General features: G+C 32.8%; 27 protein-coding genes. 21 read left to right on the plus strand and 6 right to left on the minus strand.

All coding sequences use genetic code 11. From position 1 onward, the window contains the following. On the plus strand, window positions 1-1,461 hold the full coding sequence (locus tag ACHAJD_RS01695; RefSeq protein ID WP_435584120.1) for an NAD(P)(+) transhydrogenase (Re/Si-specific) subunit beta: 1,461 nt from the start codon (window positions 1-3) through the stop codon (window positions 1,459-1,461). Between the two features lie 37 nt (window positions 1,462-1,498). Here the strand turns inward: ACHAJD_RS01695 and ACHAJD_RS01700 are convergent, their stop codons facing one another. From ACHAJD_RS01700 to ACHAJD_RS01710, 3 genes are all read right to left on the minus strand, one after another. Further along, window positions 1,499-2,032, minus strand: a complete 534-nt coding sequence (locus ACHAJD_RS01700; RefSeq protein WP_435584121.1) for a GNAT family N-acetyltransferase — start codon at window positions 2,030-2,032, stop codon at window positions 1,499-1,501. Between the two features lie 119 nt (window positions 2,033-2,151). Then, complete coding sequence (locus ACHAJD_RS01705) at window positions 2,152-2,757, minus strand: LemA family protein (RefSeq protein ID WP_435584122.1); 606 nt, start codon at window positions 2,755-2,757, stop codon at window positions 2,152-2,154. Window positions 2,758-2,796: 39 nt separating this feature from the next. Beyond that, the gene (locus ACHAJD_RS01710; RefSeq protein WP_435584123.1) at window positions 2,797-4,794 is read right to left on the minus strand and encodes a DUF2207 family protein; all 1,998 of its coding nucleotides are present in this window, start codon (window positions 4,792-4,794) and stop codon (window positions 2,797-2,799) included. Between the two features lie 258 nt (window positions 4,795-5,052). Here ACHAJD_RS01710 and ACHAJD_RS01715 point away from each other — a divergent pair, with 258 nt between their 5' ends. From ACHAJD_RS01715 to ACHAJD_RS01750, 8 genes are all read left to right on the plus strand, one after another. Further along, window positions 5,053-6,675 (plus strand): GGDEF domain-containing protein, encoded by a 1,623-nt coding sequence (locus tag ACHAJD_RS01715; protein WP_435584124.1) that lies wholly within the window; start codon window positions 5,053-5,055, stop codon window positions 6,673-6,675. Window positions 6,676-6,761: 86 nt separating this feature from the next. Further along, window positions 6,762-8,372, plus strand: a complete 1,611-nt coding sequence (locus ACHAJD_RS01720) for a leucine-rich repeat protein (RefSeq protein WP_435584125.1) — start codon at window positions 6,762-6,764, stop codon at window positions 8,370-8,372. Window positions 8,373-8,454: 82 nt separating this feature from the next. After that, the gene (locus tag ACHAJD_RS01725) at window positions 8,455-9,144 is read left to right on the plus strand and encodes a HesA/MoeB/ThiF family protein (protein WP_435584126.1); all 690 of its coding nucleotides are present in this window, start codon (window positions 8,455-8,457) and stop codon (window positions 9,142-9,144) included. Beyond that, a complete protein-coding gene (locus tag ACHAJD_RS01730) occupies window positions 9,137-9,385 on the plus strand; it encodes a MoaD/ThiS family protein (RefSeq protein WP_435584127.1) in 249 nt (82 codons plus the stop codon). The genes ACHAJD_RS01725 and ACHAJD_RS01730 overlap by 8 nt, the downstream gene beginning before the upstream one ends. Window positions 9,386-9,486: 101 nt before the next feature. Continuing rightward, the gene (locus ACHAJD_RS01735) at window positions 9,487-11,007 is read left to right on the plus strand and encodes a Na+/H+ antiporter NhaC family protein (protein ID WP_435584128.1); all 1,521 of its coding nucleotides are present in this window, start codon (window positions 9,487-9,489) and stop codon (window positions 11,005-11,007) included. A gap of 158 nt (window positions 11,008-11,165) precedes the next feature. Continuing rightward, window positions 11,166-12,464, plus strand: a complete 1,299-nt coding sequence (locus ACHAJD_RS01740) for an MFS transporter (protein WP_435584129.1) — start codon at window positions 11,166-11,168, stop codon at window positions 12,462-12,464. Then, on the plus strand, window positions 12,454-13,578 hold the full coding sequence (locus ACHAJD_RS01745; RefSeq protein ID WP_435584130.1) for an ArsR/SmtB family transcription factor: 1,125 nt from the start codon (window positions 12,454-12,456) through the stop codon (window positions 13,576-13,578). The genes ACHAJD_RS01740 and ACHAJD_RS01745 overlap by 11 nt, the downstream gene beginning before the upstream one ends. Before the next feature lie 42 nt (window positions 13,579-13,620). Then, entirely contained in the window at window positions 13,621-14,193 is a 573-nt protein-coding gene (locus ACHAJD_RS01750; protein ID WP_435584131.1) for an NUDIX hydrolase, read from the plus strand. Window positions 14,194-14,198: 5 nt separating this feature from the next. Here the strand turns inward: ACHAJD_RS01750 and ACHAJD_RS01755 are convergent, their stop codons facing one another. Further along, window positions 14,199-15,716, minus strand: coding sequence for a bifunctional metallophosphatase/5'-nucleotidase (locus ACHAJD_RS01755; RefSeq protein WP_435584132.1), 1,518 nt, complete (start codon window positions 15,714-15,716; stop codon window positions 14,199-14,201). 166 nt (window positions 15,717-15,882) lie between these two features. On the opposite strand from ACHAJD_RS01755, the gene ACHAJD_RS01760 reads away from it, so the two are divergent. The 4 genes from ACHAJD_RS01760 (at window position 15,883) to phnE (ACHAJD_RS01775) (ending at window position 19,461) form a co-directional block, all read left to right on the plus strand. Beyond that, on the plus strand, window positions 15,883-16,899 hold the full coding sequence (locus ACHAJD_RS01760) for a phosphate/phosphite/phosphonate ABC transporter substrate-binding protein (RefSeq protein WP_435584133.1): 1,017 nt from the start codon (window positions 15,883-15,885) through the stop codon (window positions 16,897-16,899). A gap of 81 nt (window positions 16,900-16,980) precedes the next feature. Beyond that, window positions 16,981-17,772 carry a phosphonate ABC transporter ATP-binding protein gene (phnC, locus tag ACHAJD_RS01765; RefSeq protein ID WP_435584134.1) on the plus strand — a complete coding sequence of 264 codons (792 nt, stop codon included), beginning with the start codon at window positions 16,981-16,983 and terminating at the stop codon, window positions 17,770-17,772. Next, window positions 17,756-18,643, plus strand: coding sequence for a phosphonate ABC transporter, permease protein PhnE (gene phnE, locus ACHAJD_RS01770; RefSeq protein WP_435584135.1), 888 nt, complete (start codon window positions 17,756-17,758; stop codon window positions 18,641-18,643). Before phnC ends, phnE (ACHAJD_RS01770) begins: the two co-directional genes overlap by 17 nt. After that, complete coding sequence (gene phnE, locus ACHAJD_RS01775; protein ID WP_435584136.1) at window positions 18,643-19,461, plus strand: phosphonate ABC transporter, permease protein PhnE; 819 nt, start codon at window positions 18,643-18,645, stop codon at window positions 19,459-19,461. Before phnE (ACHAJD_RS01770) ends, phnE (ACHAJD_RS01775) begins: the two co-directional genes overlap by 1 nt. 48 nt (window positions 19,462-19,509) lie before the next feature. Here phnE (ACHAJD_RS01775) and ACHAJD_RS01780 read toward each other — a convergent pair whose 3' ends face one another. Beyond that, window positions 19,510-19,740 carry a hypothetical protein gene (locus tag ACHAJD_RS01780; protein ID WP_435584137.1) on the minus strand — a complete coding sequence of 77 codons (231 nt, stop codon included), beginning with the start codon at window positions 19,738-19,740 and terminating at the stop codon, window positions 19,510-19,512. Between the two features lie 250 nt (window positions 19,741-19,990). Between ACHAJD_RS01780 and ACHAJD_RS01785 the strand changes: the two genes are divergently transcribed. Beyond that, entirely contained in the window at window positions 19,991-20,848 is an 858-nt protein-coding gene (locus ACHAJD_RS01785) for a YitT family protein (protein ID WP_435584138.1), read from the plus strand. Between the two features lie 38 nt (window positions 20,849-20,886). Here the strand turns inward: ACHAJD_RS01785 and ACHAJD_RS01790 are convergent, their stop codons facing one another. Next, window positions 20,887-21,639 carry a hypothetical protein gene (locus ACHAJD_RS01790; protein ID WP_435584139.1) on the minus strand — a complete coding sequence of 251 codons (753 nt, stop codon included), beginning with the start codon at window positions 21,637-21,639 and terminating at the stop codon, window positions 20,887-20,889. Window positions 21,640-21,817: 178 nt separating this feature from the next. On the opposite strand from ACHAJD_RS01790, the gene ACHAJD_RS01795 reads away from it, so the two are divergent. The 7 genes from ACHAJD_RS01795 (at window position 21,818) to ACHAJD_RS01825 (ending at window position 25,236) form a co-directional block, all read left to right on the plus strand. Further along, window positions 21,818-22,303 (plus strand): hypothetical protein, encoded by a 486-nt coding sequence (locus ACHAJD_RS01795; RefSeq protein ID WP_435584140.1) that lies wholly within the window; start codon window positions 21,818-21,820, stop codon window positions 22,301-22,303. Then, the gene (locus ACHAJD_RS01800) at window positions 22,300-22,830 is read left to right on the plus strand and encodes a permease (protein ID WP_435584141.1); all 531 of its coding nucleotides are present in this window, start codon (window positions 22,300-22,302) and stop codon (window positions 22,828-22,830) included. The genes ACHAJD_RS01795 and ACHAJD_RS01800 overlap by 4 nt, the downstream gene beginning before the upstream one ends. 103 nt (window positions 22,831-22,933) lie before the next feature. Beyond that, window positions 22,934-23,458 carry an NUDIX hydrolase gene (locus ACHAJD_RS01805; RefSeq protein WP_435584142.1) on the plus strand — a complete coding sequence of 175 codons (525 nt, stop codon included), beginning with the start codon at window positions 22,934-22,936 and terminating at the stop codon, window positions 23,456-23,458. A 75-nt stretch (window positions 23,459-23,533) separates the two neighbouring features. After that, window positions 23,534-24,040: a Na+/H+ antiporter subunit E gene (locus tag ACHAJD_RS01810; RefSeq protein WP_435584143.1), complete on the plus strand. Its 507-nt coding sequence runs from the start codon at window positions 23,534-23,536 to the stop codon at window positions 24,038-24,040. Continuing rightward, the gene (locus tag ACHAJD_RS01815) at window positions 24,037-24,312 is read left to right on the plus strand and encodes an MrpF/PhaF family protein (protein ID WP_435584144.1); all 276 of its coding nucleotides are present in this window, start codon (window positions 24,037-24,039) and stop codon (window positions 24,310-24,312) included. Before ACHAJD_RS01810 ends, ACHAJD_RS01815 begins: the two co-directional genes overlap by 4 nt. Continuing rightward, window positions 24,309-24,665, plus strand: a complete 357-nt coding sequence (locus tag ACHAJD_RS01820; RefSeq protein WP_435584145.1) for a cation:proton antiporter — start codon at window positions 24,309-24,311, stop codon at window positions 24,663-24,665. Before ACHAJD_RS01815 ends, ACHAJD_RS01820 begins: the two co-directional genes overlap by 4 nt. Then, entirely contained in the window at window positions 24,658-25,236 is a 579-nt protein-coding gene (locus tag ACHAJD_RS01825) for a Na(+)/H(+) antiporter subunit B (protein ID WP_435584146.1), read from the plus strand. The genes ACHAJD_RS01820 and ACHAJD_RS01825 overlap by 8 nt, the downstream gene beginning before the upstream one ends. Window positions 25,237-25,263 lie beyond the last annotated feature (27 nt).

The following is a 25,263-nucleotide window of genomic DNA, read 5'->3' on the forward strand; positions in this document are numbered from 1 at the left end:
ATGGATTATCAAGTATTGTATGATGTTAAACAAACGGTAGTTGCGTCGTTTTATTTACTCAGTGCGATTTTCTTTATTATAGGAATCAAACGTTTAGCACATCCTAAACATGCACCACAAGGAAATTTATTAGGGGCTTTAGGGATGTTAATTGCATTCTTAACAGCGTTTGTTGATTTTGGTGTCTTAGTAGATGTTGCAGGTGAAAATATTGTATTTACCTTTGGCTATTGGTATATTATTTTAATTGCCCTTGTTTTAGGAAGTATCATTGGTATATGGTCAGCTGTTAATGTAAAAATGACTGGTATGCCACAAATGGTTGCAATTTTCAATGGATTTGGTGGGGGAGCTAGTTTACTTGTTGCTGGGGTTTATTATCAGTTTAAGTTAGTTACAGAATCTGCTGCGTCATTTGAATTATCCGTTTTAATTGCCACCGTTTTATCAGGACTTATTGGAGCTATAACATTTTCTGGAAGTTTTATTGCCTATTCTAAACTTCAAGGCTTAAAAATAATTCCAGATAAACCCGTTACTTATAAAGGGGATTTAGCTGTAAAACTATTACTACTTGCTGTATTACTTGCATTAGGAGTTTTACTTATTATAAATCCAGCTAATTTATCATGGTACTGGATTATCGTTGCAGGCGGAATTATCTTAGGTATTTTACTCGTTATCGGTATTGGTGGCGCAGATATGCCAGTAGTTATTTCACTCCTAAATTCTTATTCAGGACTTGCTGCAACTGCTACAGGATTTGTTTTAAATAATATTGTTTTAATCATATCAGGTTCGCTTGTTGGTGCATCAGGAATTATACTTTCTGCAATCATGTGTAAAGCGATGAACCGTTCTTTAATTAATGTATTGTTTGGGGGCTTTGGTGGAACAGTTAGCGGACCAAGTGATGACGATGTTTATCAAGGTAAAGTAAAATCAACCTCAGCTGATGAGGTCGCAATGATCTTAAAAACAGCGCAACGTGTTGTGATTGTTCCAGGTTATGGAATGGCTGTTGCCCGTGCGGCTACGCCGGTTCGTTTATTAACTGAAGCGCTTGAAGCCGATGGGATAGAAATTGAGTTTGGGATTCATCCAGTTGCTGGGCGTATGCCAGGGCATATGAATGTATTACTTGCAGAAGAAAGCATTGCTTATGAAAAATTACTCGATTTAGATACCATTAACCCAACATTCGCTAAAACGGATGTCGTTATTGTCCTTGGGGCAAATGATGTTGTTAATCCACTCGCAAGAGATCCAAAGTCTGCGATTGCAGGGATGCCTATATTAGATGTTGATCAAGCACAAACAGTGGTTGTAATTAAACGTTCACTGAGTTCAGGGTTTGCAGGACTTGCTAATCCACTATTTGCCAATGAAAATACTTTAATGTTATTTGGCGATGGTAAAAAAGCAATGGACGATTTAGTAAAAGCCTATAAAGAAGCATAATTTTTATAAAAATATAACGGATAATCGCGAACATTGATTATCCGTTTATTATTTTCTCATGAATTAGTCGATTTAAATCAATAGTATTAAACTCGAATATATCAACTAAAAGCCTACCTTCTAGTTGGCTATCACACGCAATAATTTTACCACCAATTGCCTTGTAATAATTGTTAGATGGTGCGTATTTATGATTGTATATAATTACTCTATGTTTATTAAAATTTAAGTAAACAGGTAGAATTTCAGCTAAAAGTTTAAGAGATATTTGTTGACCTCTATAATCTTTACTTACCCATAACCCATTAATTTCTAATGCATCACTTCCAAACGCATCTTCTGCAAAACTGGCAAAAATAACACCAGTTAAAACAGTTTTATCAAACGCACCGAGTAAGGTTCTTACGTCATTGTGTTCTTTAGCAGTATCCATCCAATTTGACCAAAAGGTAAATTCTTCATCATAATTTAAATGATGAACAAAACAACCGTTAATTTCTTCTTGCCAACACTCGACTTTTAACCTAATCGCATCTTTTAATGTTTGTTTATCTAGTTTACGAATGACCATAACTATACCTCCAACATTATGTTAATTCCATTTTACCTTTCAACATTAGAAAAATACAATAAAAAAAACGTTCGTTATTCTATAAAACGAACGTTTTTTAAAATTAATAGTGGTTTGAACTAAGAAAAGTTGACTTTAACCGCTTCTCTTTGAGTCGCATCTTCAATTTGGAAGAATGGTTCTTGTTTAAAGCCAAACATCCCTGCAACAATATTAGTTGGGAACATTTCAACTTTGGTATTAAGTTTCATAACGGTATCATTATAAAATTGACGGCTGTATGAAATCTTATCTTCAGTATCTTTTAATTGTCCCATAAGTTCTTCAAAGTTTTCGTTTGCTTTAAGTTCAGGATATTGTTCTTGAACCATAATTAAACGACTTAATGCACCTGCTAAACCTTGTTCTGCCTTAGCAGCTTGTGCAACATCTCCAGTTTGTGCTGATTTTGTATACATTTTACGTGCATCTGCGAAAGCTGAGAAAATGTCTGATTCATGTTTAGCATAACCTTTAACAGTTTCTACTAAGTTTGGGATCATATCAAAACGGCGTTTTAATTGCACATCAATTTGACTCCAACTGTTACGAACCTTATTTCTTAATGTAACTAAAATATTATAGTTCTTAATTAAGAAAGCAATGATTAAAATGAATAATAATACGATAGCCCCTAAAATACTATAAACAACAACATTTAAAGCATAAAAATTTACAAATGACATATGAGTTCTCCTCTCAAAATTATCTTATTTTTTTAAAAACTAACGGCTACGACCGCCACCGCCACCGCCACCGCGTGAAGATCCGCCACCGAATCCGCCACCACGACCACCACTAGATTGTCGTGATTGTGTAATTTTACGGGCTGCGTTTGCTCTAGCTGAACGAACCGATTGATTAAAGGTTCTAAATCCTGCACCATAGTAGAATCCTCGTCTACCATAGCCTACACCCATGAATGTACTTTGTCTTGCCATTTCTTCATTCATAGGAAGTTTCACTGTTAATTGCTCCATCACTTTATCCGCAACTTTTAAACTTACCGCAAACACTAAGTAGTGTTCCCAAACGATAATACCTGGCATTGGATAATCTTGGAAGTTTCCAAATTCTGTTAAAAAGCGTTTAAATGCGTCCCACTTTACGAAATGTTCTTGGGCTTCTTTACTACGTCTTTTTTGGACATTAACGAATAAAACGTATAAAACAATATTAGCGATTAATAATATAAAACTATAAGTATTATTAAGTGGGATTGACGAAAGACTTTCATAAATTACGCCACTTAAGAATATAAATGCTAGTAAAATGATTGGGATAATGATCCACATCATCGCTTTGCGTTTTGCAAGGGCTAAGCTAGGATCATTTAAGGTCATTTTTTTAATGACGGTTCTCACTGCGTTTTTAAAGATACGGCCTTCATTTTCAAATCGTTGAGCATTAGCTAAATTAAGTCCTGCAAATCGTTCGATATCTTTTGTACGTACGCGCTTAGTGTCTCCAATTATATTAAAGAACCAATTAATGATTTGTTTTTCATGTGCGAGTAAATCATCAATGTTTTTTGAGTCATCTAAGATGAGTAAGAAATCTGCATCCTTAGAGGTAAGTTCTTGACCTTCATACGACATTGAAATATATTTTCTACGAATTAAATCCAATAGCGTTGCGGTCACATCTTCATCAGAAGATTTACCGAAATGATAATAATAACTCATCTCTGCAGGCGTTTCTTCAGTTGGTAATTCACGTAAATAGTCGCCTTGGAATTGTGTTTCGTGTGACATAAAATATTTTTTCTTATTACGGTACATTGTAACTATAGTTAATAGTGTAACTAAGATAGAAGCGCCTAAAAACACTTGTGTTAACGTGATACCAAGATTACTATAGGTTGCTAAGTTAGCCTGATAATCCATTATGATTGCTTTATTAATTCCATCATCAATAAAGACATTTCTAGGATGAATATTTGCTTCAAATAACTCATTTGGCATAAGCAATCTAAACTCTAAAAATTCACTTGGTCTAACGTTTTCTATATGCATACGGATGTGTGTGTTTGAAACGATTTCAATAGACCCATCAGAGATTCCATGACCCCAAATATATAAATCCTCAGTTGTAAAAGTATTTGGAGGTAAAAATATATTTACGGTCCCTTCAGTGATACGCCCTTCCATATATTCAAACAATACCCAGTTAAGTTCTGAGATATCTGAATACTGAGTCACGGCCCCTAATATAGTATACTCATATTGGAAAGTGAAATTACCATATAGCCCACCATCAGTTTGTGTATCGACAAAAATCGATTCACAGTTACTTCTAACAGGTTCACAAGCAACAGGATAACCCAGTTCATCTAGTGCCCCTGTCCAAGAATAGGCAATGCGCATGTTTGAAGTGACTTCTGTATTATCTTTCCACACACGTACGCTAGCACTACTTGTATCAAATATAGCGGTATTGGTTTGACTATAAGGAAAATTATAGTCATCAGGAAATTTACCATAATCAATATCCCTAAACCTAACCCGTTTTTGGTCACCATAGTACATTTCCCAGCGTTCAATCACTTGCATATCACCTTCTTGGGTGATTGTTATGTTCGCCTCATAATTGTTAATTTTTATTCCGCCCCAATCAAAAATGATTGAGGATAAAAAGATAATGCCGAATACAAGAATAAAGCCTCCAATTATGAAGACATCTTGCTTTTTAAGGTTGTTGCGGTGCCTTGTTGAAAAAGCCATTTAGTTTCCCCCTCTTTAGGTAAATTAGAGATACTCACCTTGATTATACAATAATTTACTTAAGAAAAATGAAAGATTTGTGAATACAGATAAAATTTTTGTAAAAAAGGTTAGATTTTGACAAAAATGCATTTTATTTTATAATAAATACCTAATTATATATTATAATGAGATAAATATAAAAATGTGTAAAGACATATATGGCTTCATTTATCCACCAGATAGTTAATAAAAAACAGGTTTTAAGGAGGTACCATGATGAAAAACTTCAACCATTACTATCCTTATGTTTTATTAATTAGTACCTTTATCTTAATCACCGCTTTTAGCATGTTTTTTTTTTCAGAGGGGACACGTTTATTTGTTGAATCTGGTGAGAACTTGAATGAAGGGTGGACTTATTTAGGCGAACCGATTGAGTCATTTCCCACACGTGTGGATGTTGAAAAAAATGACATCTATACTGTTTCTATTACTTTAGATGAATCATTTGCATTAGAGCGCTATATTTTACTTAGATCGTCATTATCAAATATCAGCGTCACCTTAGATGGTATCATGCTATATGATATGAATTTTGAAGCGTTGAGCACATATGCTAGTATGTGGCATATTGTCCGTATTCCAGAATCGTCAGATGGGTTAATACTAGAGATTAGTTATCAATCCCCTTATCGTGCTATGAGCGGGGTGTTAAATGAGGTTCATGTTGGAACAGATAGCAGTTTAGTTAGATTGATCGCTTCTGAATTTGGATTTAGATTATTTACAGGTATTATTACTTTAATGGTTGGGTTATTACTCATGACTAGTACTTTAATTATTTATAGAAACCAACAAAAAGGTTTTAGTACAATTGGCCTATTTTCTATCTTTTTCGGTATTTGGTTAATAAGTGAATCTAGAATGTTACAATTTTTTACTAGTAATGTCTTTATTTTAGGGTCGATTTCTTATTTTATGGTGGCGTTGTTTCCTATCCCTATCAACCGATTTATCATGCAACATGTAATTAAACATTATGTATTACCTTATAAAATCTTACATGGACTTTTTCACATAAATCTTGTCGTTATTATTTTATTATATCTATTTAATATCTTAGATTTCTTTCAAAGTGCCGTCATCACATTAACACTGCTTGCAATCGCTATCGTTTTGAATATTATCTTTTTAATATTAGAAAAACTGAATCATTCGAGTAAAAATATTGATGATGCGATAAAAGTCTTTTCATTAGTGAGCTTTTTTGTAGTTCTTGAGTTAATTGTATTTGCATTTGGGCTATTTGATTTAACGAGTTTATTCGCGGTTATTGGAGTTATTATTATCATGGGTTATATTGTTTATAATTATATTCGTTTCATTATCGAAAGATTTAAACTTAGTTATGAAAAAGAGTTTTTTGAAAATTTAGCCTATTATGATCCACTAACAGGGGCTAAAAATCGCTTAGCATTTGAACAGGATTTTGAAGCGTTATTTGCGAATGAAACCCTTAAGAACACGTTACGCTTAATTTATTGTGATGTTGATAATTTAAAAGCGATTAATGATACATTTGGTCACTTAGAAGGCGACATTGCCATTAAAAAAGCTTTTACTTTATTAACCGAAATCTTTGGTGAGGATGGAGAGTGTTACCGTTTAGGTGGCGATGAGTTTGCGTGTGTAAGTACAAGCATAGATGATGATTTGTTCAATGTTAAGTTTAATCAATTTATAGCATTTACTGATGCTTATGATGAAGAAACAGAGTTTATCTTTAATTTATCAATCGGAACAGCACTTTATGATGACGCCACTGATTTAAAACCAAGTGATATGTTAAAAAGAGCAGATGATGCAATGTATATAAATAAACAAAGCAAGAAAAAATGAAGCCATTTGATTTAGGCTTCATTTTTTTGATTATACCGTTTGAAGATGTTATAATTTTCACAGTTTGTGTTTAAAGGGGGATAAAGATGAAAAAAATATTAGCAATTAACACACTCTTATTTGTAACACTATTACTAACAGGTTGTGGTTTATTTAGTAAATATACCATCGATTTTGAAACAGGTGAATTAAACGAAACGATTGAATCACTTGAAAATTTAAGTAGAAACACCATTGTTGAATTACCTACTTTAGAAAAAGAAGGCTATATTTTTGTCGGGTGGGAAAGTGATGATGTTGTCTATCAACGTACACTTGAAGTTTCAAAGGATTTAACATTAACACCTGTGTTTGAAAGTGTAACAGAAGCGTTTGAAATTATTGAAATTGATGAAGATTACGCCCGTATTGTAAATTATAATGGGACGGCGAAATATTTGAAGATTCCATATGAAATAAACGGGTATATTATTTCAAGGATCGAGGGTTTTGCTTTTGAAGATTCTAACATTATTGAAGTATTAATTCCTAATAGTGTTTTAAGTGTTCAATCAAATGCGTTTAAAAATGCGGTTAATTTAGAAGTTGTTGAATATTACGGTGATTACGTAGGAACAAGTATACGTTTAATTTCAAGTGATCTTTATGAAGAATTGCTTGAGGCACACAATTGTATAATAGTAGACGATACTTTTACACCATCAAAAGAAACACCGTGGATCTTTGAAGAAGGCTGTGCGATTAAAGAGGTCTATCATATAACAGAAAGCGTGATTGGTCCTGACAATAAGGAATATTTTTCTTATGAAGCATTAATTGATCATAAATACTATAGTCATATGATTATGCAACTTATACATTTTCCCGCTTTTGAAGGGGCAACCAGTTTAAGACGTGTTGTATTACCGAAACAATTAAGGTTTTTTGATACATTAACCACAACAATAGAAGAAATTATTATTCATGAGGATAATCCTTATTTACAATCAGTTGATAACGTGATTTATTCTGCGGATTTAACGATTCTATATTTTTATCCTGGTGGGTTAAAAGCAAAAACATTTGAAATACCAGAACATGTCACGAAAGTTAACATTTCAGCGTTTGGAGATGGCAGTCATTTAGAAAAGGTAATTATTCCTTGTACACTTGACCATATTTCAGGCTCGGCCTTTGCGAATGCCTCTAGTATTAAAAGTTTTGAAGTGTGTGATGAACATACAACGTTAAAGTCAATTAACGGTGTTTTGTTTGAAGATACTAGTGATTTAACATTAATTGCCTACCCTAAAAATAAAGCTGAAAGTCATTACGTGGTCCCAGAAGGAACCACTGTTATTGGTGAAGGGGCTTTTGCAGGTGTAACACGTTTACAAACAATTGAATTTCCAGATGGATTAAGAAGAATTAGCCATAGTGCATTTTTTGGATTTGAAAATATCAAGATAATCGATTTACCCTCTAGTGTAACAAGCGTAGAACATAGCGCATTCTTTTCAAGAACACACTTTTTAGAAACATTGATTGTTAGAAGAGGTGTTGATGATGGTAAGGTTACATTTATTGCAGAATCTGTTTCAAATAATCCTAACTTAGTTGTTTATGTTCCAGATAATAGTTTATCTGCTTATGCCAAGGTAGACTTGATTTATTATTTTTCTGGCGAATTAAAGCCATTAAGTGAACTTAACGAGTAAAGAAGTCTTCGGACTTCTTTTTTTGTGGTTTTAGCGTTTTTTATCGTATACAATAAAGATATAGTTCTTAAGGGGTGATTAGGTGAAGCAATTTGAGGCTAACTTTGGTATCATAACAAAAACTGATTTTGAGTTAATTAAAACACGTAAAATTATCATTATAGGGTTAGGTGGACTAGGTGGGATGATTGCAAATGGTCTTATCCGCATGGGATTTCACCATTTAACACTCATTGACTTTGATCGATTTGAAGAAAGTAATTTAAATCGACAGTTATTTTCTAACTTCGAAACAATTGGATCTTATAAAGTTGATGTTGTAAAAAAGGAATTATTAAAAATTAATCCAAACGCGATGATTCATCTAATAAAAGAATCTGTCTATGATGTGAATAAAGATGTGTTTAGTGATGGGGATTTAATCATTGATGCAGTTGATAAGATTCAAACAAAAGTTTATCTTGAGGCTTTGGCATCTTTACTAAACTGTCCGTTATTACACGGGGCAATTGGTGGTTGGTATGGACAACTTGGTATTGTTTTACCAAAAACTTATCTTTTAAAAGCACTATACCATAACAATATAAAAGGGTTAGAAGATACTTTAAAAAACCCTGCATTTACACCGGGTGTTATTGCAAATATGATGGTATTAGAATGTGTAAAGTTTTTTATAAAACCAGAAGATGCATTAATCAATCAGATATTATCGGTTGACTTACTTAATCATGACTATCATGTATTGATAAAAAGAGGTGACACCAATGGTTAAAGTAACTTTTTATAATTTGCTACGTAGTAAATACCGTATTAATGAAGTAAACGTTAATGCAGGGACTGTAAAAGAAATCATCAATCAAATTATTGAGACTTATCCGCAAATAGCCCGTGATGATTTAATGCAATCAGTCTTATTTATTAATCAAGAAAAAGTCATGCATCTCAATCGTTTAGATGAAATAGTTGAAGAGGGTGACGATATTGTCTTTACAAACTTTGTTGGTGGTGGATAAAGCGCTGAAATTCAGCGCTTTTTTTAAAAAAGTGAAAAGCGTGTTTGTAATGTTTTATAATTCATGATAATATTTTATTAAGAAATGAAAGGAGAAAAAGTATGGATTTGTTTATTGCATTACTACCAGCATTACTTATGATTACACTTGTAATTCTTACTCGAAAGGTTTTACTATCTTTAGGGCTCGGGGTAATATTAGCTGCACTTATTTATGAAAGTTTTTCTATTTTTGGTGCAGTAGGATATTTAGCTTCTAGCTTATGGGGAATTTTAACAGACTTCGAATGGTATATGCCAATTGTAGGGTTCGTTTTACTAATTGGTGCAATTACCGCTGTTATTTCATTAACAGGGGGAATCAGAGCGTTTGCAGATTGGGCAGTTGAAAAAGTCACCAATCCTGTAGCAGCTAAGATGCTTACTTGGGTTTTAGGGATCATTATATTTATCGATGATTATTTTAATGCGTTAGTTATTGGTGAGATATCTAAACCAATCACGGATAAATATAAAGTATCACGTGCAAAACTCGCATATATTATTGACTCAACAAGTGCACCTGTAGTTATCTTGATGCCTATTTCAACTTGGGGTGCATACATAATCTTACTTATTGGCGATGCTTTCAATGATTCAGGGTACACAGCTCACACTGGATTCACAGGATTCTTATCAGCTATTCCGTTTCAGTTTTATCCAATTATTGCTGTATTAATGGTTTTCTTAACCATTAAATACGGGATTAATATTGGACCAATGAAAGAGTTTGAAGAAAAGTCTTTAACAGGCGATGATGTTTCTCGTGTAATGGATGCAGAAGTTGTTCAAGAAAGCGATATTGAAGGAACTAAAGCAACCCATTGGACTTTAATCATTCCGATTGGACTTTTAGTATTTGTTACCATTTTCTGGATGTTCTTAAATGCAGGATTTGTACCGAGTGCATTTATGGATCAAGATATTACCATTCCGCTATTTTTAGGGGGATTATCAGCTTATATCGCAGCACTTGTCTTTGCATTTATTGATAAAGATGTTAAACCTAAAAGTGTTGCAATTGTCAGTGCTAAAGGAACTTGGGGTATGGCAAAAGGCGCTGTGGCTATTTTAATCTTAGCTTGGATGGTGTCTGGCGCGATTCAAGATTTAGAAGTTGGCGGTATGCTTGCAACTATTATTGCAGATTCTAATTTAGCTGCATCATTCTTACCGCTTATTTTATTCATTATTGCAGCGGGTATTGCTTTTGCTACCGGAACAAGTTGGGGTTCATTTGGGATTTTAATTCCGATTGCAGTTCCAATTGCAGTTGCAACAAACCCACTCTTTATGCCTGCGATTTTAGCAGCTGTATTAGGTGGCGCAGTTGTTGGTGACCATTCATCACCAGTTTCTGATACGACTGTATTATCTGCAACAGGTGCACGTTGTACCTTGCATGCACACTTTATCTCACAGTTACCATATGTAGCGATTGCTACAGGTATTGCGGCTATTGGGTATTTAGTCTTTGGTGTTACACAGTTATTAATTGTTTCATATATTGTTATGGCACCACTTGTATTCTTATACGTATACATTACGCGTAAAAAGGATTTACACGTAGACGAAGAAGTCTAAATAAGTTTTCATTCAAAAGGTTGCTAGCTAATTGCTAGTAACCTTTTTTATTTTTATCTAATTAAATTGTATAAATTAGATAACTATCTAATAAAAGTGTTGACATTAGATAAAATGTTGATTATAATAGGGTTATAAAATGAAAAGGAGGGTTTTATATGAAATTAAAACTCTTAAAAAATAAAAACTATAGTTTGTTAATTGCTGGTAAGTTTATCTCTATGATTGGTAGTAACATGCAACAATTTGCTTTATCCTTATATGTCTATAGTGTGACAGGTTCAGCAGCGATATTTGCATCGATGGTATCAATTGCCATATTACCTAGAATTTTACTCTCACCTATTGCTGGTGTATTTGGAGATTGGTTTGACCGTAAAAAAATGATTGTCTTACTCGATTTTATAAATGGAATGAGTTTAGCAGTTTTTGCTTATATATTTATGATGAATCAATCCTTAAACCTAGGCCTTATTTATGCATTAATTATTATATTAGAAGCGGGTGAAATTTTTTACGAATCTTCCTCTGCAGGCATCATTCCTAGTATCGTAGAAAAAGATGATTTACTAGAAGCAAAATCTTTATCTGTGTTAATAATCAGTATTGGTAGATTATTATCACCAATGCTTGCAGCCGTTATCTATGGATTATATGGATTATTGTTTATTTTAATACTTAACTCAATTAGTTTTTTAGTATCAAGTTTTAGTGAACTATTTATAACCGTCCCTAAAAATCATAAAAAACCTGATCAAATTAATGTAAAATCATTTTTTGTAGATTTAAAAGAAGGCTTTAAAATTATTAAAGAAAATAAATTTATATCAACGATTATTTATTTAGGAACCATATGTAATTTTGTTGTTGCCCCATTTTTCACAGTAGGGTTCATTGTAATTATTAAAAATGTTTTACAAGCAAGTGATTTACAATTTGGAATCTATCAAACTGTTATAGGATTATCCATGATTTCAGCACCCATTCTTGTATCTGGTTATATCAAACGATTTGATATCGCAAAAGTTTGTTATTTAGCATTTACTACAATGGGATTATTAATCATTATCATGGCATTTATCGCATCAAATGTATTTTTAACTCAATTCAGTTCAAATCTAGTTCCATATGTTATTTTAATGGTATTATCATTTATTGTTGGGATGGTTGTTGGGGTTATAAATATTACCATTGGAACCTTGTTTGCAACGGTTGTCCCACTACATGCAATGGGAAGAACTTCTTCTGTTATGAATTTAATGGTTGTCTTATTCATTCCAGTAGGACAGTTACTATTTGGATTTATGTATGATTTTATTAGTGTAAGCTATGTTATAATAATGAGTGGAAGTATTTTATTAATTGGTGTATTTATCTTTAAAAATACCCTATTAGCCTCTACAAAAGAAACAGAAGAAAAACTTCCTAAGAAAGGAGCATTAGTCCATGAAGTTTAAATATTATGAGCATGAAAGTAAATTGTTAGATCTTATGCAATTGCCAAGACTAATGTCTATTGATTCACAGAATAATTCTAAAGAAGAACACTTAGAAAAAGAAGAAGTGTTTAGTAAGCTAAATCAACCGTTGTATGAATCAATGAAATCATTACAAAACAAACTTGAAAATTATAAAAATGAAATTGAAATGTTTTATGCGAGTGAGTTTTTAAGTAACTATGATTTTTTTAACTTAATCACAAAAATGTATCCAATTAAAGGCTTTAAATCAATAAGTGATTATTGTGATGAACTATTAAAAGTAGATAAAAACGTATTGAAAGAAGCAATTATATATGCCATATTATCAATTGAAGATGAAGATGAAGCTATCAACAACGCGCAAAAAAACGAAGCTGCAAACTTAGTCAAACATCAAGAAACACTTTTAACATTTGTAAAAGAACTCCCAACAACGCACAATTATAAATGGCAACTATTAATTATGCTAGAAGATCCGTTAAATCATGTTATGAAGTTTAAAGCGCTTATGGAAAAGTTAGAACCTTTATACATTTCTACATTTGAAAAACATTATCCCTATTTAGAAGACGTTAAAAATTCAGTAATTAAGCGTTTAGAACAAAACACAGCAGAATCTTTTGAAGCACTTACGTATCATTTGATTAGTAGTGACATGTTAAATAAAGAAGAAAATAGACTGCTTATTTCACTTGTATTTCCGTTATCATTTATGATGAAATCAGATCTTCAAGATGATTACATCATTTGGGGGATTGAGATGGAAGCAGGATTTAAACAAGTAAGCATGAACCATGAAAACAGAATTCAAAAACAAACCCAGGTTTTTAAAAACTTATCTGATAAAACACGTTATGAAGTTTTAAGACTTATTGCAAGTGGCATTACTAGTACAAAAGATATCGCAGAACGTTTAGGCGTATCAAGTGCGACGATTTCTTATCATATTAATGCATTTTTAACCACTAGTATTCTCAAACTAGGTAAATCAAAACATAAACGTTATGAAGTAGATTATGATAAATTAGATGAATATTGGAAAAATTTTATAAATGATTTAACAGGTAAAAATCCTAGAGCTATTCATTAAATCTGAGGCAACTCAGATTTTTTGTAGAGAAAGAAGGCTGTTATGTTTAAGAAATTAATTGAGCGTTACACCCCTAAATGCGAACAAGAAGTAGTTGATAAAGCATTAATCTTATCATTTATCGAACGCAACCCCGATTGTATGTACCGTGAAAACTTAGTTGCTCATATCACCTCAAGCGCGTTTGTGGTGAATCCTGAAATGACAAAAATGCTTTTTGCACACCACAATCTATATAATTCTTGGGGTTGGGTCGGGGGTCATAATGATGGAGACGAAGACTTGCTTCATGTTGCAATTAAAGAAACGATGGAAGAAACCGGTTTAATAAACGTTACACCATTTAGTGAAGAGGTTTTCACTATTGATGTGATTTATGTAGAAAATCATATCAAACATGGAAAGTATGTCCCTGATCATTTACATTTAAATGTTGCATTCTTACTGCTTGCTGATGAAAGACAAACTTTAAGTATAAGTGTGTTAGAAAACTCTGCAGTTAAGTGGTTTGAAATAGAATCGATATTAGATTTTGTTAGTGAACCAAGAATGATACCTGTTTATCAAAAAGCACTAGATTCAATTAAAAATATAAGAAAAGGGGCTAAATTTTAGCCCCTTTATTTTATGAGTTTGAAATTGTTTGAAATTATAAAATCAACTGTTGCATTTTTCTTAATGGTTTCAACCGATAAGTTAAATAAACTAACATCAAATTCTTTCAATAGTTTTGCTTCTTTAAACATGTAGTAATCACCGCCACCACTAGCGCGGTAGTTATTAATGACTAGAGTAAATTTATCGCTATCGGTGATAGTTTTACCCTCAAAAGTTAACTCTATAAGTCGGTTATATTTTGGTTTTTTTAAATCAGCCGTATAAGTAATCCCATCATAAATGTCATAATTATAATGTTCTATTTTTGGATAAACAAAACTTTTATCAACAACGATATCATCATTTTCGATGGCGAAGTATGTCAGGGTTTTTTCTAAAGCTTCTCTAAGTATTTTTCCTGTGACTTCCAGTAATGAGAGAGTATTAGGGTAAATAAAGTTTGCAGCGATATCTCTTAAACAAATGACATCTTTAAATCCCGGGGCTTCATTAGGAAGTGATGCAGCAGAAATCTGTGCGCCACTGAGTTCAAGTTGCATACGGTTAATCCATTCAAAGAGTGGGTGTTTGGTTTTTCTAGCATCTAGTTGATTCTTTATTTCCATATTTAAAGCAGTTTTTCCAACGGGTGTATCAAGCCATGATTGTGTTTTGTCTTCAAGAAGTTTTAGTTGGTCTAATAAATCGGTATCTTCTTCGTGATTTAGCTTAAATAGTTCTGCTTCATGCTTAAAAGAACTATCAGAATTAAAGGTAATGGTCAACCGACCAGCATCTTTTGCATTCGCTGAGGTTTGTAGTATCCAAGTCTTATCATTAAATAAATGAGTAGTTGGAACATGTTGGTGTCCAGTTAATAAAGCATCAATTCCATCAAGTGAAGCAATAGCATACCCAAGATTTTCTTTGGTATCCCTACCAATCGCTTCTCCTGTAGATAAATCTTTCTCAAAACCACCATGATAAAGAACGATTAAATAATCAACCGCAGCTCTTACTTTAGGAATGAGTGCTTTAACCGTATCATAGGCATTTAAAAACTGAAGGTCTAAAATGTGATCTGGCTTTTCCCAGTTAGGAATATATTGAGTTACAACCCCTATGAGTCCTATTTTTATATTACCTAGTTCAACGATTTTATAGGGTGTATAAATAGGCATTAAATTATGATCAACAACATTCGCACAAATAATTTCTGCATTTAAGTTATTGCTCACACTTTTTAAAAAATCAAATCCGTAATTAAAATCATGATTCCCAAGATTTATGAAATCATACTTTAAATGGTTAAAAGCTGTGACGATTGGATTTTGTTCATTTGGTGCAAATTGTCTATGGTAATCAAGCAAGACATTTCCTTGTAAAAAGTCACCATTGTCAAGAAGTAAATAAGGTGCATCAAGTGTTTTTAAGTAACTTGATAACCGAGTTAACCCAAGAGATTCTTTTTGATTGGCAGCGTAATTTGTGCCTGTGATTTGACCATGAACATCAGAAGTATATAAGATATGTAGTTTCATTGTTTCACCTCTAGTTTGTATGCGATACTTCATTTTAACATGTTAAGTGGTCAAATGATGAAAATTGAATTAACAATTTTCATAAATTCTTTATTTCAAAACTAATTTTCGGTGATATAATCATATTGTAAGAAAAAATAAAATAACCACAAATTTAGGAGGAAATATGAAGAAGTTATTTTTAGTTTTAACCGTTTTTATGGTAGTTTTTTCACTAGCAGCATGTAGAAGAGATCAAGATGACATGAAAATTGACACATTAACAGTATTCTTTGTTCCATCTAGGGACGCTCAGTATATCTTAGATACTACTGAACCTCTAAAAGCACTTCTAAAAGCAGAATTAGAAGCAATGGGTTATGAAATTGGTGAAGTTGTTATTCAAGTAGGAACTTCATACGAAGCAGTAGGTGAAGGTATGATTGCCGGAACTGTAGATGTTGGGTTCTTACCTGGTGGGACTTACGCGCTTTATTCAAGAGATGGTGAAATTGATGTTATCTTAGCAGCAACACGTGCTGGTTTAACTAAAGATTCTCCTGATGCAAAAGATTGGAATGATGGATTACCTACAGAAGGTGACAATGACAATCAAGTTACTTATTATAGAAGTTTAATCGTTGCTGGTCCAAGTGCAAAAGGTCAAGAGTTAGCTGATAAAGTTAACGCTGGAACTGCATTAACTTGGGAAGACTTAAATAGTGCAAACTGGTGTGTACAAGGTGCAACTTCTTCAGCTGGTACTGTTTATCCTGCAGTAAGACTTTACAATTTATTTGGTAAAAAAGTAACTGACTTAGCAAATGTTGTAAATGCTGGTGGATACGGAGCTTCAATGAGTTCACTTGCAGCTGGTAACTGTGACGTTTCAACTATTTATGCAGATGCACGTCGTGATTACGCAACACAATGGACTACAGACTTTGGTCGTCCAGAATCAATTTGGGTAGAAACTAATGTTATTTTAGTAACAGATGGTATCTTCAACGATACAATTTCAGTTTCTAATTTAACTGTTAACGATGCATTAAAAGAAGCTTTACAACAAGCATTTATTAATATTATTAATACCCCAGCGGGGCAAGAAATCTTTGAAGTATACAATCACTCAGGTTACCAAGTAGTTACGGATGCTGATTATGAAGCAGCACGTATTGCTCAATCAATTATTTTAGGTGAGTAAACTTTAAGATTTATCCTTTAAAGTTATATACTATGTGGGGCTTGTCTTCGGACAAGTCTCATTTATTAGGAGAGATTATCCATGATTGAATTTAAGAAAGTCGGCAAAATATATCCTAATGGAACAGAAGCACTTAAAAGTGTTTCTGCAACCATTGAACAAGGTGAATTTGTTGCGGTAATAGGACTCAGTGGTGCAGGAAAATCAACACTGATTAAACTAGTTAATAAAATGCACGGAATAACTTCTGGTGAACTTGTCGTTAATGGGATTAGTGTTGACGAAACATTAAGAGGAAAGAAGTTACGTCGTTTTAGAAGACAAATTGGAATGGTTTTTCAATCGTTTAACTTAATCGGAAGAACGACAGTTATTCGTAATGTGCTAGCAGCACGTGTTGCAGATATGGGCTTTTTTCAAAGTTTATTTGGCATTTACTCTAAAAAAGATAAAATTATTGCTTTAGAAGCATTAGATAAAGTAGGAATTTTAGAAAAAGCTTATTCTAGAGCAGATCAATTGTCTGGTGGACAACAACAACGTGTAGCCCTAGCTAGAACGATTGCACAAAATCCTAGTATTATTCTTGCAGATGAACCGGTGGCATCGTTAGATCCAATCACAGCAAACACTGTGATGAAAGATTTTGCACGCGTTAATAGAGATTTAAATATTACCGTTGTTGCAAATATGCATCACGTTGACATGGCTTTAAAGTATGCTAGAAGAGTAATAGGTATACGTGATGGGAACATTATATTTGATGGCCCATCAAGCGAAGTTAACGAAAATTTATTAAAAGAAATTTATGGACGTGATATCACGGATGAAGATATTATGTTCAAAGCAGAAGATCATGAGTCAGAACTCTAAAGAAAATAAATTTTCTAATTTTTTTAAGAATAAAACGATGCCATTCTTAAAAAAAATTACCACACAACCAGAAGAATTAAGAACACATACATTAACAGATGGAACAAAGGTAATAGAACCATTTTCTTATGTTCCAATTACATTGTTAATATTATTTATTTTAACTGTGATATCATGGAATGCAACTAATATTAGATTGGATTTCTTGTTTTCAAGATATAAAAACTTTTTTACCGTTCTTGGTCGTATGACTAGTCCAAGATGGCGATATTTTTACACTGCTTATGGCCCGATGATTGATACGATTCAAATGTCTTTTTTAGGTAGTTTAGTTGGCGCTTTACTTGCGTTACCTGTAGCTTTTTTAAGTGCTAGTAACATTAACAAAAACAAGTACACACTTGGATTAAGTAGAGTACTTTTATCACTAGTTAGAACACTACCAGTACTTGTTTACGCGGCGATTTTAGCTTTAGCGTTTGGTTATGGGGTATTTCCAGGTACGGTTGCGATTGCAATATTTACTTTTGGGATATTAACCAAAATGCTTTACGAACAAATTGAGACGATTGATTTAAGTGCCTATGTTGCACTAGAAGCAACAGGAGCATCTAAACCAAAAGCATTTGCGACGGCAATTATTCCACAATTACTTCCTTCATACTTGTCTTATTCCCTATATAGTTTTGAAATTAACATCCGCTATGCAGCGATTTTAGGGTATGTTGGTGCAGGGGGAATTGGGTTATTATTTGATGACCGTATGGCTTGGAGACAGTATCAAGATGTTGGGGTTTTAATTGTTATGATGTTTGCAGTAGTTTTAACCATAGAGTCTTTATCTCGTTACTTTAGAAGGAGGCTTGTATAATGAAACAAATTTTAACTGTTGAAGAAATGTATGAAAAAGCACCAAAACGTATTGTACAAGTCACTTTAACAATTATCATATTATTTGGTCTTACAATTTGGAGCGCTAGTGCCATTAAAATCCCTACAGTAAACCAAAGTGGTTTAGCAATTATAGGGTCTATTTTAAAAGCATTTACCACACCAAACTGGGATTGGTTACTTACATTAAGACCAATTGGAATTCCTTATCAAATGTTAGAAACGGTTGCTATTGCCTTCTTAGGTACAGCACTCGGTGCAGTTTTAGCTATTCCTTTAGCGTTTATTACTGCAAAAAATACTTCAACATGGTTTTTCTCTTTAATTGGTATCTTATCTGTTACGATGATTCGTACATTCCCAGTATTTATATTAGGGCTTATGTTTATTCGTGTGACAGGTCCAGGACCTTTTGCGGGGGTTATGACGATCGGTCTTGCATCGATTGGAATGATGACTAAACTTTATGTTGAATCGATTGAAGATATTGATAAAGGTGTTTTAGAAGCGCTTGATGCAACTGGAGCAACCTTACTCCAAAAAATCCGTTATGGGATTATACCTCAGTTAAGTGCAAACTTTATTTCAAACTCAATTTACCGATTTGAAATCAATGTACGTAATGCGACCATCTTAGGTCTTGTAGGTGCAGGTGGTATTGGTTCAACCCTTATTTGGGCAATGAATGCTTATCGCTGGAAAGATGCATCTGCGGCACTTTGGGGGATCATTATCGTTGTATTAGTCATCGAAGTCATTTCTACAAAAATTAGGAAAAAAATTACTACAGGCGAATAAAAAAAGGTTAGCCCTTCAAATGAAGTGGCTAACCTTTTTCTATAAAAATTATCCTGTGATTAATATTCTAATCCAGTTTAAAAATAGGATACTTGCAGGTATTAATGCTACAATACCAAGGACTGGTGAGTTGTAATAACGTTTTTTAATAATGATATCTGCAATACATAGTAAAACAATTAATCCTGTAAAGATAACCATGACTACTGGGTAATTAATTACCGGCGTAAATAACAAAATGAAATGAACCAAAATCATACCTAATGCGAATGCTGCCATAATAAAACCTCCTAATCTAAATCGTTTAATAGACCAGTCGATGTTTGAATATTTAAGATGAAAAACTTCTACACTTAGGGTCATATATGACAAACTATACCATAGTTATACGTATTAAGATATGAATATTTTATAGGATGCACCTATTTAAAACTATAATACTTTTTTTTAGCAAATAAATTGACATTTCTTAAGAAAAAATGTACCCTTATCTAAGCATGCTTTTTAAATAGAAAAATAGGTGATAAACATGAACATTGAATTTGAATTAAAGCGATTATTATTTGTAACAATGGGAACAGTTTTATTTGTTGTAGGTATTAGTTTCTTTATTGTACCAGCATCGTTAATTCCTGGTGGACTAACCGGGTTTGCGACATTAACTCAATATGGGTTTGATAAATTAGGTATTTACCTTAATTTAGGGATAATTGTGGTTATTTTTAATATTCCAGTTATGATTATTGGGTTAAAAGGAATCTCAAAAACATTTGTTTATTATTCTGTTTATTCAATTCTTTTACAAGGGATTTTAATGGCGATTTTTGACAACCAACCAAATATTTTTGGGACCGATATTTTAGCATCAAGTATATTTGGTGGACTAGCAGTGGGACTAGGTGCAGGCATTACCTTAAAATCCGGTTCATCCTTAGGTGGGATGGATATTTTAAGCCAATACTTATCCATTAAATTTCAAATCAGTGTTGGCTATATTAGCGTATTAGTCAATGGCGCAATCTTAGCGATTGCACTATTTATCTTTGAGCCGCAGTTTGCTTTTTATACGCTCCTTGCATTTGTGGTAGCCAATTTATTAGTTGATCAAATTCATACGGCTTATAAACGTGTCCGCCTAGATATTGTAACGAGTAAGGGAAATGATTTAAAAACGGCTTTAATTGAGCGTTTTATTAGAGGCATTACCATTACTGAAGGTGTAGGCGCATATACGGGTCAACATCGTTCAATATTATGGATGGTCACTCAAACCCATGAGGTTTACGATATAAAAAAAATTGTGTTAGAAATTGATCCAGATGCATTTATCACAATGACGCCTGTTAAACATTTAAGCGGTAAGTTCAACCGTGTTGTCATGAAATAAAAAATAACGCTTATTCAAGGCGTTATTTTTTTTATTGTTTAACGTGGATATAAATCGCCGATAACATCGGTTTCAAGCATTGCTCTACGTTCTCTTTGAGTATTGATTAAAGAACGATAGTGCTTTAAATTTTTTTCAACATTTTGAATCATTGAATGAATGTATTGCCAAAACGCTTCTTCATCACCTAATTCGTCTGATACTGTGACATCAAGTGCAAATAAATCATCACCTGACATGTTAAAATGATTGTTTTCTGGAATATGATGAAAGTAAAGTTTTTCGTTTAATGATGGTATAAATTCAATGGATAATTGTTCAGGATATTTTTTTCTAAGTAAATAGGTCCCATCACTGATTACGCGGTATTTTACAATAGGGAAGTCATAACGGTCTAAGACTGTTTTAATTTCTTCGGGTAGTGAAGCGATATCTAGTCTCATGACTGAATGGTAATCCATATGTAGTGTATCGACAGATGCTTTTTGAAGTTTTCTAACTTCTTTACGCGCTGTCTCCCATTGATTAAAGTCATACGTTGATAAGCGTTCTAAGTTGTTAGGAATATCTGTTTTTTTCAAACGGAAATCTTCATCGAAACTAATTTTTTCAACGACAATTTCTCCTTTTGCTTGAAAACTTTCTTGATGCGTTTCTTGGTAATAGCGACCATATTCTTCGTGGTTTATAAAAAATCGTTTTAATATTGTGCCATCTTCAATGATTTCAATTAAGCTAAATCCTTGTTCTGTGTGGTTATATTGTTTCCAATAAATCACTCGTGCTTGCATCGTCTTGCCCCTTTCAACTAATTATTCTTACTTTAGTTCATTATAACACTCGGTTATTTTAATGTCCTTAAATATACATTTTATAAATAGTGATACTTTTTATTACGAACTAATACTTACATAATTATGTTGATTTAAGCGTAAAGGTTTATTACAATGATGGCTGAGGTGTTAAATGATGTCAATAGAAGCGTATATTATCTATTCAATAGCTTTTTTGTTAACTGGTGTATCTTTTTTAGTCGATAGAAAGAAAACAAAATTAGGGATAATTAAAGGCTTTAAAAGCTTTATGCGATTAATGCCGGTTTTACTCCCACTGTTTTTATTTATAGGGATCTTACTTGCGATTGTGACGCCTGAGTTTATTTCTAGTATTTTAGGTGAAGAAAGTGGCTTCTTTGGGTACTTTTTTGGGATCGTAGTCGGTAGTATTACATTCATGCCACCATTTGTGGCTTACCCTTTAGGACGTGAGTTACTAGAAGCGGGTGGGGCGTACCCACAGGTTGCTGGTTTTTTAGTCGCGTTAATGAGTGTTGGCATTGTTTATTTTCAAGCTGAAAGTAAGTTCTTTAGTGTGAAGTCTGCGATATTTAGAAATGTAGTAAGTATTGTTGGGGCGATTATTGTAATTTTTGTTGTAATGGTGGTGTACCGATGAAAACGATAAGACAAAATAAGTTTTTAATTATTTCACTAGTAATGCTTGTGATTATTTCAATTGTCGATATACGTTATACGTATAAAGCATTTGATAATGCGTATAATCAAATCATAAGTATGTTGATTATTGTGCCGCCGATATTTATATTAATTGGATTATTTGATGTATGGGTACCAAAAGAAACGGTTATTAAACTAATGGGAGAAAAATCAGGAGCACGTGGCATGTTTTTAGCGTTCTTTTTAGGCGCATTTAGTGCAGGACCCACGATTGCAGCGTTTCCGCTTGCAATGATTATGTTAAAAAAAGGGGCTTCATACAGTAATGTTATTTTCTTTTTAATGGTTTGGAGTTCACTCAAACTACCGATCGTATTTTATCAAATCACAACCCTAGGGTTGAAATTTTCCATGGTGATTAACACTACGATGCTTATTGTGTTTATAATAAGTGCGTTATTAACATCATTTATATTTACTAAAGAAGAAAAAGAATTGTTTCATGAGAAAGCATTAAATTCATAAAGCCTAGTAATAGGCTTTTTTAATATCTTAGACTCATAACGACTAAAATTATAGCGTTGTGTGGTAAAATAAAATCAAGATTATCTAAAAGGTGGCTATTAAAATGAAAGAGCGTAAAGTAAGACGTCATGATATTTATCAAGGTGATTTTATTGATGTTTATATCGATGATGTATTATTAGATAATGGGATTGAAAGTAAACGAATTGTGGTTGAACATGTAGGCGCTTCAAGTATTTTACCTATTACTAAAGATCAAGAAGTTATCTTAGTTAAACAGTACCGCTATGCGATTCAAGATTATACGTTAGAAATTCCTGCGGGGAAAAAAGATTTTAAAGCTGAAGACGGACTTGCATGTGCGATTCGTGAGATGGAAGAAGAAACTGGTTATGCATCTGATCATATTCAAAAGATTACAGAAATTTACTCGGCTATTGGCTTTTCAAATGAAGTTGTAGAAATTTATGTGGCTTATGAAGCGTATCCTTTATTAGAAAGTAAAAACGGGGATGAAGATGAATTTATTGAAATCGTTAAGATGCCATTAAGAGAAGCCATTGAGTTAGTAAAAACAGGTATTATAAAAGATGCTAAGACGGTTGTGAGTATTCTTAGTCTTTCTTAGGATAATATTTAGTCTTGATAAATTATCTAAACGTGTTATAATAAACGACGTTAAAAATACAAGGAGATGAACCCTATGAAACGTTTCTTGTTGCTACGCTACAAGCTATTTATGGTGCTTTTAGTGTTTTGGTTTTTACTGGCACAAAATTTTCGTATTGAAACCATTATTGCCGGTATGTTCATTTGTGCTGCTGTAACTATTGCAACGTATAACGTGTTATACGATGATAAAGGTTATATGTATCATTCAATCAAAATACGAACCATCCTAGTTTATGTAGTGTTTTTATTTGTTGAAATATATAAAGCGAGTTTTACTTATGCGTTTAACTTGTTAGCCCATCATTATGAACCCGTTATTTTCGATATTATTCTCGATGTCGAAGATCCTATTTTAGTGGGGATTATATCCAATTCTATTACATTAACACCAGGGACAATTACGATCGATACGGATACTGAAAAACATGTCATCACGGTTATGACACTTGCTAAACCTGGTGCAACTGCTGAAGAACTAGAAAAACCTGTACGTGAAAAGTTCGAGCGTTTACTTAAGCAGAAAGGTGATGTTAAATGAGTTTACTAGATTGGTTTTTAGTATTCACCTTATTTTTATTAATTTTAGCGATTTTAGTAAGTTTTATTCGTTTAGTAATAGGTCCAACGATTTGGGATCGTATTTTAATGATTAACTTAATTAGTGCAAAGGTAATTATGTTTATGGTTGTTTTTGCGATTTGGGAAAGAAGCGAACTCATATTAGATATTGCGATTGCATATGGAATTGTTGGGTTTTTAACGATTACGTTGCTTTCTAAATACATTATGACAGGAGGGCGCGAGAAATGATAATTTTAGAATATATTGCGATTGCTATTCTTGTGCTTTCATGGGTCTTTATCATCTTTGGAATGGGTTCTATTTTTAAACTTAAAAATTTATACACACGTATTTTAAGTGCTGCAACAATTGATACGGTTGCATCGTTATCAATAATTCTTGCTTTACTTATTGCAAATATTACTGATTATTCTTACGTCATTAGGTTTATTTTACTCATTGGCTTTTTACTGATGACCAATCCAATTAGTGCGCATGTTAATATTAGAAGCGCGTTCTTATCGGGTATTGAGATTAGACGTATCCATCATAAAGGTAAGCTTGAAGAAGAAAAAAGGAAGCGAGATGAACTTTATGGGTAGTTTGATGTTAGAGTTAACCGCTTATGCATTACAAGTATTGTTAATTATCATGGCGATTTCTATTGTCGTACACAAAAACAATGGAACCATCATCATTTTAATTACAGTTTTTAGTTTAGTTACGGCTAGTTTATATGTTATTAATAAAGCACCGGATGTTGCCATTGCAGAAGTTGCGATTGGGAGTGCAATCATTCCTTTGATCTATGTTATTAGTATTTCTAGACAAAGAGAGTTTATTGTTCTTGATAAAGCGATGGATAATTTCATTATTGATGATGGCAACTTTACTGGAGTTGGGTATATCCTTTTAAAACGTTTTACTGATTTTTATCATTTAGAATTAAATATTACTAATGACGTTAGGTTATGTAGTATTGGTAAAGGACGAGAACAGATTGTCTGTGAGCAGACAAATGTGGATTTAATTGTATCAAAAGACCAAGACACAGGAAAGTATCAATTAAAAGGAAAACAATCAAGTATCTTACTAAATAAATTAGAACAAATGGCTAAAGATTACGATAATATCGAAGTCATTAAGTTTAAGGATCGTGATTTCGGTGAGTAGAAATATCTTTTTAATTATTTTACTAAG

Source organism: Liberiplasma polymorphum (genome assembly GCF_043951795.1).
Lineage (GTDB): Bacteria > Bacillota_I > Bacilli_A > Izemoplasmatales > Izemoplasmataceae > Liberiplasma > Liberiplasma polymorphum.